Here is a 9251-nt window from a genome sequence, read left to right as displayed (position 1 = left end):
AGACCAGCTCGGTGATGACTAGCGCGGCGTCCTCTATCAGGCCCTCCTGCCCCCAGGCGGCCAGTGCGGTCCGCACCAGCTTGCGAGCGACCTCCGCGCTCTCCGGTACGCGGCGCATGGTCTGGGAGTACCCGGGGTGCCCCGTGGGGCGAGGTGTAGCGGTCACGGACATCAGGACCTCAGTGGGTGCGAAGTGAGCGGCCTTGTCCGAGTGAACGACGGCTCGTCGCGCGAGAGGGGGAAATGTCGCCCTGTTACGCACATCGCCCAGCCGGAAATTCTCGGCCGACTCTCCTCACGGAGGGGGCTCACATCGCTACGGTGGGTACGTGGAGGGGAACGAACACCTCATCAGCGCCCTGCGCGAGAGCGGGCTCACCCAGGCCGCCCTGGCGGACGCGGTGAACACTCATCTGCATCGCGACGGCCACGAAGGCACGGTCAGCGACCGGACGGTCCGCAACTGGCTGACCGGAAAGACCCGTTGGCCGCACCCTCGGCAGCGGGCAGCCTTAGAGGCAGTATTCGGATGTAGTGCCGAAGAACTGGGATTCGTCCCACCAGCCCGAAGATGCCCCGCCACAGAACCGGAGGATCCCGTGAGGCGCAGGAACTTCCTGATGGCCACCACCGGTACGACGGCCGCGGTCGCCGTCCCTCTCATCGCACAGCACTCCGTAGGCACCTCCGACGTGATCCGGCTCCGTTCCGGCCTGGACGCCCTGGTGGCCGTGGACGCTACACGGGGAGGCCACGACGAACTGGAGCGCAGGGCGCTTGCCGGGGCGGCCAAGGCGCTGGAGAAGCAGAAGCTGGGTGCCTCCCAGCGCATCCGCCAGAGGCTGTTCAGCGTGGCCGCCGAATACACGTCCATGGCCGCTTGGTCCGCCATCGACGCCAGGCGAACCGACCGGGCCCGGGGCCTGCTGGACCGGGCGCTCCACCTGGCCGGGATGTCCAAGGACTCCGTCCTCGAGCTGGAAGCCTGGAACTTGTACTCCATCCTCGCCCACCATCGTGGTGCGTACACCGAGGCGGTCGACTCCGGCTATGCGGCCCAGGCGACGGCCATCGCTCGGCGGGATCCGTTCTACGCCTCTCTGGCCCACGCCCGAACGGCACTCGGCCACTCCACCCTGGGTGAGCGGCAGCCCGCCTTACGCTCCCTCGGGTGCGCCTGGGAGGCGCTGGACAAGGCGTCCCTGAATGATCCCCGCCCGAGCTGGACCGCCTTCTACGGACCTGGCGAGCTGATGGCCCTCACGGCCATCGTCCGGGACAAAATCGGTGAACCTGCGGAGGCCGAGGCCGCCTCCCACAAGGCGCTGGCCGCCATCCCCGAGCAGTTCCGCCGCAACCGTGCCCTGGCCACCGTACGACTCGCCCTGACCCAGCTCCACCAGCACGACGTCGACCAGGCGTGCGCCACGGCCTCCACCGCCTTCGACCTGATGGACGGCCACCCGATCCCCGGACGGATGCGCTCTCATCTCGGTGACTACTACCGCGACCTGATCACTCTCGCCCCGGATGCGGGTGTCGCCCGCGAGTGGGGAGACCGCTACCGAACCGAATGGAGCCGCGCGTGACCGCCGCAGGGCTGAACGTCCGACACTTCACCCACACCGATCTCCCGGAGATCCGCCAGACGCTCATCGACGTACACGCCGACGCCCTCGCGGACGAGATGGACGACCCCTTCAACCAGCGTTTCCCCTGGTTCGTGGATCACTGGGGCGGCCGACCGGGGTTCTCCTGCGTGATCGCGTACGACGGCGACAAGGCCGTGGGCTTCGCCTACGGCGCCCCGGGCAGCCCCGGTCACGAGTGGTGGCGCGAGCACCTCGACCCGGCGCCGGAGAAGCACCGGACCTTCTCGTACTCCGAACTGGCCGTCATCCCGGCGTGGCGGAAGCAGGGCGTGTCCGAACGGCTGACCCGCGCGCTGATGGCAGAACGGGACGAGGATCTCGTGGTCCTGCTCGTGGACACCGAACACCCCCGTGTGCAGGCCCTGTACGAGTCCTGGGGCTTCCGCAAGGTGGGGGAGCGCCAGCCCTTCCCCGACTCCCCGGTCTTCGCCGTCATGCTCGCCGAGCTGCCCCTGTCCTGACCTCGGTCGTGGCCGGTGCGGCGGCCTTCGTGCGGCCCCGCACAGGCCATCCCGTACAAGTCGCCCCGCGCAGGCCGCTCAGGCGCTGAGCCGGAACTCCTCGGCCAGCTCCCGGAAGATCCCCGCGTTCAGCGCGTAGGCGCGCTTGCACTCCTCCACGACGCGCTGCCTCTCCAAGTCGTCCACCGGCAGCGTGTCCAGCAGCGCGCGGTACTCCCGCTTGAACGCGGCGGGGTTGTCGATCGACTCGAAGACGTAGAACCGCACCCCGTCGCCCTTACGGTCGAAGCCCCAGGTCTTCTCCGCCGTGTCCCGGACGATCTGGCCGCCGGACAGATCGCCCATATAGCGGGTGTAGTGGTGGGCCACATAGCCCGCCGGCCAGTCGCGGGCGCACTCCGCCACCCGCGCCGCGTACGCCGCCGTGGCGGGCAGCGGGGTGAGGCCGCTCCGCCAGTCCGGGCCGCCGAGGTGGGCCAGGTCGCGCTCCAGCTCGGTTAGGCGCGCCAGCTCGGGCCGGAGGAACGGGCCCGCCACGGGGTCCGCCGCGAGCGCGTCGGCGGGGGACTCCAGGGCGCGGTAGACGAACCACAGCTGCTCGGAGTAGCGGCGGTAGGCCGCCACGCCCAGGTGCCCGCCGAGCAGATCGGTCATGAACGACGAGCTTCCGACGTTCGTATGCGCTTCCCGTGAGGCGGCGCGGATCAGGGCGGAGAACTCCACGGTGGACCTCCGGGGGCCGAAGTGTGCAGGTTAGCCTTACCTAAGTGGAGACCGCTGCCTACGTCAATAGCCTTCCCGACAGGCTGTCGGTAAAACGGCCGCCGAAGAATCGGCCCCCGGCACAAAGACATTTGTGGACCGGCCCGGCCGCTACGGCAGAGTGAGGATTTCCGCCCCGGTCTCCGTCACCACCAGCGTGTGCTCGAACTGCGCCGTCCGCTTGCGGTCCTTGGTGACCACGGTCCAGCCGTCCTCCCACATGTCGTACTCATGGGTGCCGAGCGTCAGCATCGGCTCGATGGTGAAGGTCATCCCCGGCTTGATCTCGGTGGTGTGGTGCGGGCTGTCGTAGTGCGGCACGATCAGGCCGGAGTGGAACGAGGTGTTGATCCCGTGGCCGGTGAAGTCGCGGACCACGCCGTAGCCGAAGCGCTTGGCGTACGACTCGATGACCCGGCCGATGATGTTGATCTGGCGGCCCGGCTTGACGGCCTTGATCGCGCGGTTGAGCGACTCACGGGTGCGCTCGACGAGCAGCCGCGACTCCTCGTCCACCTCGCCGCACAGATAGGTGGCGTTGTTGTCCCCGTGCACGCCGCCGATGTAGGCGGTGACGTCGAGGTTCACGATGTCGCCGTCCTTGAGGACGGTGGTGTCGGGGATGCCGTGGCAGATGACCTCGTTGACCGAGCTGCACAGCGACTTGGGGAACCCGCGGTAGCCCAGCGTCGAGGGGTACGCGCCGTGGTCGCACATGTACTCATGGGCCACCCGGTCCAGCTCGTCCGTGGTGACCCCCGGCGCGATCAGCTTGGCGGCCTCCTCCATCGCCCGCGCGGCGATCCGCCCGGCGATCCGCATGCGCTCGATCGTCTCGGCGTCCTGGACCTCGGGCCCCTCGTAACGCGTGGGGCCCTCCTTCCCGACGTACTCCGGACGCGGGATCGAAGCGGGGACGGAACGGGTGGGGGAGAGCTTCCCCGGGACTAGAAGCGACTGGCCAGACATATCAGCGAGTGTATCGGCGGCGCATGGGGCAGCATGGCCGCAAGGGAGTACGAGCGGAAGGTCGGGGCCGGAATGGCGCTGTTCGGAAGAGGGACCGCCGGCAAGCCCGGCGAGTGGTACTACTGCATCAAGCACCAGAAGGTCGAGGAGGGCCCGGAGTGCCGCGCCGCCGACCGCCTCGGCCCGTACGCCTCCCCGGAGGAGGCGGCCCGCGCGATGGAGACGGCGCGCGAGCGCGATGAGGAGTGGCGGAACGACCCGCGCTGGCGCGACGACGAGCCCCCGGCGGCGGGCTGAGACCCCTGGGGGCGGGGGCTTTCCCGGGTGCTCGGGCCCCTGCCGGGGCGCGGAGAGCTCACCCGGGTGCGGGCGCCGGGGGATCGGCGCCCCGGCCCGGAGTGCCGGGTCGCCCACCGCCTCGGTCCGTACGCCCCCTGGGAGGAAGCCGCCCTCGCGAGGGAGACCGCGAGCCATCGGCGGTGGGCTGAGGCTTCCCGGGTGCCGTGAGCCATCCCCGGCGCCCGGCGGTCAGCCGGTCGCGGGGCGGAGTTCGCGCGCCTCGCGCGCCTGGCGGGCGTGTTCGTCCGTCCGGGCGTCGTAGCTCATCAGCTGCGGCAACGTCGCCGCCAGCAGGGCCACCGAGGCCACGCAGGCCAGTCCGCCGGACCACACCGAGGCCCGTACGCCCACCCAGCCCGCCATGGAGCCGGCCCGGACCTGGCCCAGTTGGGGGCCGGTGGCGTAGGAGAGCAGCTCGATACCGGCCAGCCGGCCGCGCAGCTTCTCGGGAATCGTCTGGTTCCACAGCGTGGCGCGGAACAGCCCGCTGACCATGTCCCCGCCGCCCGCCACGGCCAGGCACAGCAGCACCAGCCAGACGTTGGACAGCCATCCGGCCGCCGCCATGGCCACGCCCCAGACGGCCGCGCCCGCGACCACCATCCGGCCGTGGCGGTGCACCCGGGACGTCCAGCCGCTGGTCGCGCTGACCACCACCGAGCCGATCGAACCCGCCGCGTACATCAGGCCCAGCGCCCAGGGCGCGTCCAGATCGTCGGCGAGGAAGGGGAAGATCGCGTTCGGGAAGGCGAAGAACATGGCGGCCATGTCCACGGCGTAGGTGCCCAGCAACTCCTTGCGCCGCCAGGCGTAGCGCGCTCCCTCTCGAATCGCGCGCAGCGACGGCGGCTCGGCGTCGTGCGCGGGCGGGGCGGAGGTCAGCCGGAGGGCCAGCAGCCCGGAGCCGGCGAAGGTCAGCAGATCGAGGCCGTAGGCGAGTGGCAGCCCGGCGTACGCCACGACGACCCCGGCGAGCGAGGGCCCCGCGATCGCGGACAGCTGCCAGCGCAGCGAGTTGAGCGCGGCGGCCGCGGTCAGCTGGGCGTGCGGGACGATCCGGGCGACCACCGCGTCGATGGCGGGACGCTGCAGCCCGGTCAGCGCACTGGTCAGCGCGGCCACCACATACAGGGGCCACAGCATGGGATCCGGCAGCACGCTGTTGACCAGCAGCAGCGCGGAGAGCAGGCCGAGCCCGGCCTCGGTGAGCAGGATCAGCCGCCGCCGGTCGACGGCGTCGGCCAGGGCGCCGCCGTACAGCCCGAAGACGATCAGCGGCACCAGTTCGACCGCCCCGATCGCGCCCACCGCGGCGGCGGAGCCCGTCAACTCCTTGATCTGGAGCGGCAGCGCAACCATCGTCAGGAAGCTGCCGAAGGCGGTCACCAGCCCCGCGGACCACAGCAGCCGGAAGTCGCGGGAGGAGCGCCACGGGGCGAGATCGGGCAGCAGCGCACGAGCCCGCCGCGGTGCGCGCGGTGCTCGCGGTGCGCGCGGTGCCGGAGGGTCGTCCTGGTCGGTCAGGGTCACGAGGCGACATCGTCCGTCCGGGCCGCCGCGCCGGGCAACCGAATTACGCCCCGTGGGCGCCTTACGGCCTGCGTGGCCGCCTGGCGCCCCGTCCGTCTTACGGCCTGCGTGGGCGCCTTACGGCCTGCGTGGGCGCCTTACGGCCCGCAGGACGCCGTCACCAGCCCTTGAGGTGCGCCCCCAATTCCCCCTCACCAATGCGTCGGTGGCGGCGCCGCCACATGCTCCGCCAGCCGGGCCAGCCGGTCCTGGAAGCGGCGGCGGCGCGGGCGGGGCAGGCTGTTTTCGCCGGTGGCCGCGCTGACCAGGTGCTGGAGGGTGTCGAGGTCCAGCTCGCCACCCTCGGGGGCGGCGAGCGCGTCGTGGGCCAGGGCGTGCAACTCGGTGTCGCCGCCGTCGAGGGCGAGCACGGTCGCCCCGCCCCGGCGGGCGTCGTTCACCCGCTCCAGCAGCCCGGCCCCGGGGTCGCCCGGCGCGACCACCAGCAGGGTCTCCCCGCGGCCCGCCCGCTCCAGCCGCCCTAGGCCGACCGCCAGGTGCGCCGGGACGGCGGTGCCCTCCGGCACCCGGTGGCGGACGAGGGTGGGGGACAGCTCGGGCAGGCCGGACCAGGCCGCCTCGTCGTCGAGGTGCGCGGCCAGATGCCATGGTTCGTAGGCCTCGCTGCCGACCAGCAGCAGTCCGCCCGCGCGCGGTCCGACCGAGGCCCGTAGCGAGCCCGCGAAGCGGCGGGTGGCCTGGAGCCATTCCGTTCCGGCGAGGACTTCGCGCAGCAGCGCGACCCTTACGGCGTCCATGGCATCCGGATCCTGCCCCGGTCCGCGCCCCGGCGGGCGCGATTCGGGCCCGGCTCACCCGTTCGGGGCATATGCGACGGGCATGCCGTCGGCCCGTGCCGTACCCGGTGCCGTACTCGGTACCGACGCGCACCGCATCCGCGTCTCCAACTGTTCATGCGCCGTCTCTTGACGCTCTGTTGGGCAAACCCTATGGTCGCCGCACACAAGGGACGTCCTACGTCCCATTTATCTGACTCGGCACTCGATTGCGACGGGCATCGGGAGGTCTGGTGACTCCACCCACGCGTGAACGCGCAGGCTTCCTGCGTCACTGGCTAAGCAGTGTCGCAGAGGGCCAGCCCGGCCCTGTCGAGGATGTTCAGTGCGCCGATGTGGTCCGCGTTGGCGGTGAACCCGCAGGAGACGCATTCGAACTTCGCTTGGGTAACGCGGTTCCTGTTGTCCACATGCCCGCATGCGGTGCACGTGATCGAGGTGTTGCGGGCGTCCACCGGGATCACGAGGCGACCGGCACTCTCAGCCTTGTTCGCCAGGATTCGGAGGAACTGTCCCCAACCCGCGTCGAGGATGCTGCGATTCAGCCCAGCCTTCGCGGCGGCCCCGTTCGCAAGGAACGCCCCGTCGCGCTGGGGGTCGGGCCTGGGTGCGGGTGCTTTGGTCATGCCCGCTGTGTTCAGCTTTTCGTGGGCGATCACGTCGTGCTCCCGCACGAGCGCGAGCGCCTGTTTGTGGTGGTGGTCCAGGCGCTGACGCCGGATCCTGGCGTGCAGCTTGGCGACCTTCCGGGCTGCCGCCTTGTGCATCTTGGTCCGGCGTCGGGTGCGTTTGGGGAAGGTGGACAGGTGCCGCTGGGCTTCGGCCAGTTCCTCGGCCATCGCCCCAAGGAACCCGGGGTTCGGGACGTGCTCGCCGTCCGAGTCGGTGAAGAAGTGCACCGTGCCCATGTCGATGCCGACGGTGCTGCTGGTGGGGGGCAGAGGCTCGGCGGGCACGCTGTCGCAGGTGAGGACCACGTACCAGCGGTTGCCCTCGCGCTTGACCGGGACCGTCTTGACCCGGCCCTCCACAGCCCGGTGCTGATGTACTCGCACGTGCCCCACGCCCTGGAGGCGCACGCAGGTTTGGGTGTCGTGGGGGGTGGAGTCCCAGCGGCATCCGTCCCCGTCCTTCGGAAAGGCGACGGTATCGAAGTGGCCGACGCCCTTGAACCTGGGGTATCCGGGTTTGCCGCCGCTCCTGACCCGGCGGAAGAACGCCCGGAACGCCTTGTCGAGCCGCCTCAGTGTGGCCTGCTGGCTGGAGAAGGACCAGCGGCCCTGACGCGCCGGGTCGAACGCCCGGATCTCCCTCAGTTGTGCGGACTGGTCTCCGTAGGTGATGTTGGTCTTCGACGCGTGCCGCCATGCGTCGCGGCGTTCCTGCAGGGCCCCGTTGTAGAGCGAGCAGTGGTCGGCCAGCATCTCCGTCAGGGCCTGTGCCTGCCGAACGGTGGGCCGCAGCAGGAACTTGTACGCGCGCAGCAACACAGCCCATCCACCTTTCAGCGTCTCCACTGGTCAAAGCCGGTGCGTTCACCCTACCGGCCACCACTGACAACGCAGCGAACTACGCCGTTTCGCGGCTCCGTTTCGGCGATTCGATTCCCCCACCGGCTGAAGCCGGTGGCCTCGTTGAAAGAAGGGTGATGGCAGTCGGCACGGGGGCGGCACGCTCGTACGAGGTGTCCGTTCCGTTCCGGGCGGGGACCGAGGGCTATGCGAGCTACCGGATCCCGGCAGTCGTGGTGACCCACGACGGAACCGTCCTCGCCTTCGCCGAGGGCCGGGTGAACTCCTCCGCCGACGACGGCCATATCGACCTCGTGCTCAAGCGGTCGGCCGACGGCGGACGGACCTGGGGCGCCTTACAGGTCGTCGCCCGCAACGGCGACGGAACGGCGGGCAACCCCGCCCCCGTCGTCCTCGACGGCGGCCCGAACGGCGGCGGTCCGAACGGCGGCGGTCCGAACGGCGGCGGCCCGAACGACGGCGGTCCGAACGACGGTCGCGTCCTGCTCGTGCACGTCCGCAGCGCCGCCTCCGCCACCGAGGCCCGGATCCGGCGCGGCGAGGTGAGCGCGGCCGACGGGCGGCGGGTGTGGCTGACGTACAGCGATGACGACGGCGCGAGCTGGAGCGAGGCCCGCGAGATCACCGCGAGCACCAAGCGGCCCGAATGGCGCTGGTACGCGACCACCCCCGGCCACGCCCTCCAGTTGCGGTACGGCCCCCACGCGGGCCGGATCGTCATCCCCGGCAACCATTCCCTGCCCCCGACCGTCCCCGGCGACGACGGCACCGAGGGGCGGTACAACGGCGGGCACGACCTGCTCAGCGACGACGGCGGCGCCACCTGGCGGATCGGGTACGTGGACGACAACCCCGACGGCTACATCAACGTCAACGAGACCACCGCCGCCCAACTCCCCGACGGCCGGGTCTACTTCAACACCCGCACCGACGCCACCGCCCCCGGCACCCGCGCCGACGCCCACTCCGGCGACGGCGGCGCCACCCTGGACCTCCCCTTCCGGCCGCAGGCCGGTCTGGTCGCCCCCGTGGTGGAGTGCAGCGTGCTGCACCTCGGCGAGCCGGACGCACTGCTCTTCTCCGGCCCCGCCGACCCCGCGTACCGGGCCCTGATGACCGTCCGCACCAGCTTTGACGGCGGCGTCACCTGGCGGCCGGGCCACACCGTGA

At 71.1% G+C, this 9251-nt stretch carries 9 protein-coding genes; 4 read left to right on the top strand and 5 right to left on the bottom strand.

Annotation, left to right across the window (positions count from 1 at the left end; genetic code table 11):
- Positions 1 to 599: 599 nt before the first annotated feature.
- Positions 600 to 1589, top strand: coding sequence for a hypothetical protein (locus NP777_RS46200; protein ID WP_308405410.1), 990 nt, complete (start codon positions 600 to 602; stop codon positions 1587 to 1589).
- Positions 1574 to 2113 (top strand): GNAT family N-acetyltransferase, encoded by a 540-nt coding sequence (locus NP777_RS46195; RefSeq protein WP_256656203.1) that lies wholly within the window; start codon positions 1574 to 1576, stop codon positions 2111 to 2113. The genes NP777_RS46200 and NP777_RS46195 overlap by 16 nt, the downstream gene beginning before the upstream one ends.
- A 78-nt stretch (positions 2114 to 2191) precedes the next feature.
- Here NP777_RS46195 and NP777_RS46190 read toward each other — a convergent pair whose 3' ends face one another.
- Together NP777_RS46190 and map are read right to left on the bottom strand one after the other, a co-directional pair.
- Positions 2192 to 2836 (bottom strand): biliverdin-producing heme oxygenase, encoded by a 645-nt coding sequence (locus NP777_RS46190; RefSeq protein WP_256656202.1) that lies wholly within the window; start codon positions 2834 to 2836, stop codon positions 2192 to 2194.
- Between the two features lie 150 nt (positions 2837 to 2986).
- A complete protein-coding gene (gene map / locus NP777_RS46185) occupies positions 2987 to 3844 on the bottom strand; it encodes a type I methionyl aminopeptidase (protein WP_256656201.1) in 858 nt (285 codons plus the stop codon).
- A gap of 72 nt (positions 3845 to 3916) precedes the next feature.
- On the opposite strand from map, the gene NP777_RS46180 reads away from it, so the two are divergent.
- A complete protein-coding gene (locus tag NP777_RS46180) occupies positions 3917 to 4141 on the top strand; it encodes a hypothetical protein (RefSeq protein ID WP_256656207.1) in 225 nt (74 codons plus the stop codon).
- Between the two features lie 231 nt (positions 4142 to 4372).
- Here NP777_RS46180 and NP777_RS46175 read toward each other — a convergent pair whose 3' ends face one another.
- From NP777_RS46175 to NP777_RS46165, 3 genes are all read right to left on the bottom strand, one after another.
- Positions 4373 to 5707 (bottom strand): MFS transporter, encoded by a 1335-nt coding sequence (locus NP777_RS46175; RefSeq protein WP_256656206.1) that lies wholly within the window; start codon positions 5705 to 5707, stop codon positions 4373 to 4375.
- A gap of 197 nt (positions 5708 to 5904) precedes the next feature.
- Positions 5905 to 6510, bottom strand: a complete 606-nt coding sequence (locus tag NP777_RS46170; RefSeq protein WP_256656200.1) for a hypothetical protein — start codon at positions 6508 to 6510, stop codon at positions 5905 to 5907.
- Between the two features lie 317 nt (positions 6511 to 6827).
- On the bottom strand, positions 6828 to 8036 hold the full coding sequence (locus NP777_RS46165) for an RNA-guided endonuclease InsQ/TnpB family protein (protein ID WP_256656205.1): 1209 nt from the start codon (positions 8034 to 8036) through the stop codon (positions 6828 to 6830).
- Between the two features lie 161 nt (positions 8037 to 8197).
- Between NP777_RS46165 and NP777_RS46160 the strand changes: the two genes are divergently transcribed.
- Positions 8198 to 9251: sialidase family protein (locus NP777_RS46160; protein WP_256656199.1), on the top strand; the 1054-nt coding region annotated here is incomplete at its 3' end.

It is taken from the genome of Streptomyces rugosispiralis, from assembly GCF_024505145.1.
GTDB lineage: Bacteria > Actinomycetota > Actinomycetes > Streptomycetales > Streptomycetaceae > Streptomyces > Streptomyces rugosispiralis.
This window is presented reverse-complemented; position numbering and strand designations above follow the sequence as displayed.